Consider the following 1,051-nt stretch of genomic DNA (forward strand, 5'->3'; position numbering starts at 1 on the left):
AAGTTCGCGGCCAGCGGGGTGAAGAACATCAATGGCTGGAGCGTCGGTTCGTTCTTTGGCGATCGTGCCTTCTACAAGGGCGACTGGCTGATGCGTGCTGCCGCGGCCAAGTCCGGCGTCTACGGCAACGACCCCGCTGAAGCGGCGTATCCCTTCACCCGCGTGACGGCGACCGGCGAGACCATCGACGCCAGCAAGCACAACTACACGATCACCTTCCCCGCCGGGCAGCAGCCGCCTGTCAACGCCTTCTGGTCGGTGACGATGTACGACGGCAAGAGCCAGCTTCTGATCAAGAATCCCATCAACCGCTACCTCGTCAACTCGCCGATGGTGTCGGCGATGAAGAAGAACGCCGACGGCTCGCTCACGCTCTACATCCAGAAGGACTCGCCCGGCAAGGCGCTCGAAGCCAACTGGCTGCCGGCGCCGAACGACACCGTCTACCTGGTGATGCGCCTGTACTGGCCCAAGGAATCGCCGCCTTCGATCCTGCCGGCCGGTGCAGGCACCTGGAAGCCCCCGGGGATCGTTGCCTCCAAGTAGCGATTCGGAGCCTGCCCTTGGAGAGGGCTTCTCGCCGAACTTCAAGGACGGGTCCGGATGCGCGATTCATGCGGTGTATCGCACTTGCTCCGAAGATCGCCCAGGCGCAGGCGCAGCCATCGCTGGCCGGCCGGCCGGTGAGACCGGTAGCGTAAAGCGCAGGCTGGCGCCGCCACCCTCCACGCTCTCGGCCCACAACCGCCCTCCGTGTGCCTCGACCAGTGTGCGCGAGATCGACAGGCCCATGCCCATCCCGGTCGGCTTGGTGGTGAAGAACGACCCGAAGATCTGCTCGATCCGCTCCTTGGGAATACYCGACCCGTTGTCGTTGACGGCGATCTCGACCGTCTCGGCACCGCGATGGATCGCGGTGACCACAATGCTGCGCACCYTGTGTGCGGCTTCGTCGATGGCGTCCATGCCGTTGGAGATCAGGTTGAGCAGCACCTGCTGCAGATGGATGCGATCGCCAAGGACCGRCGGCAGAGGGTGCGCAACGTGCAAA

General features: G+C 64.4%; 2 protein-coding genes. One reads left to right on the forward strand and one right to left on the reverse strand.

From position 1 onward, the window contains the following. A partial coding sequence (locus tag AC1D2K_RS35095) for a DUF1214 domain-containing protein (protein ID WP_478095085.1) occupies window positions 1-546 on the forward strand: 546 nt, incomplete at its 5' end. Window positions 547-612: 66 nt separating this feature from the next. Here AC1D2K_RS35095 and AC1D2K_RS35100 read toward each other — a convergent pair. After that, window positions 613-1,051 (reverse strand): sensor histidine kinase (locus AC1D2K_RS35100; protein WP_478095087.1); only part of this gene is annotated, 439 nt, incomplete at its 5' end.

The sequence above is a fragment of the Variovorax sp. P1_H12_2 genome (genome assembly GCF_056405335.1).